Source organism: Streptomyces cinnamoneus, assembly GCF_014650495.1.
Lineage (GTDB): Bacteria > Actinomycetota > Actinomycetes > Streptomycetales > Streptomycetaceae > Streptomyces > Streptomyces cinnamoneus.
Window position 1 is genome coordinate 1 of sequence record NZ_BMVB01000107.1, and the last position, 505, is coordinate 505.

At 45.3% G+C, this 505-nt stretch carries 1 protein-coding gene; it reads left to right on the forward strand.

What is annotated here, in order from left to right:
* Nucleotides 1–432 (forward strand): DUF362 domain-containing protein (locus tag IE182_RS31685; protein ID WP_190113433.1); only part of this gene is annotated, 432 nt, incomplete at its 5' end.
* Between the last annotated feature and the right edge of the window lie 73 nt (nt 433–505).

The following is a 505-nucleotide window of genomic DNA, read 5'->3' on the forward strand; positions in this document are numbered from 1 at the left end:
GGTGCCTTTATTGGTGAACACAGCTACAGCCGTCCTAATATGCCCATTGCAGAAGGCCGTCCGGATGTTACCGATTTACAGATTGCGGAACAATTTGGAAAAGACTGTCTGACAAAACTGGAGAAGGATGAAACATTATCCGATTTTTACCTAAAAGGAAACATACCTTATCGCTTTGTTGGCCCCTCTACTCCTGCCGCTCCAGTCTGCACTGAAGAATGCTTCGCCTGTGGCGAATGCATCGAAGTATGTCCTACTCATGCCATTGCTTTAAGCGATGAAGGAAAAATAGAAACAGAGATTACCAAATGCATCAAGTGCTGCGCTTGCGTAAAAGAATGCCCTAATGGTGCACGAGTTTTTGATACTCCTTACACCCCCATGCTACACCAAAAATGTGCGGCACGCCGTGAACCTGAACTATTTATATAATGAATAACAGAGATAAAAGAGTCCTGGTAGGAATGAGTGGCGGAATAGACAGCTCCGCCACGTGCATCATGCT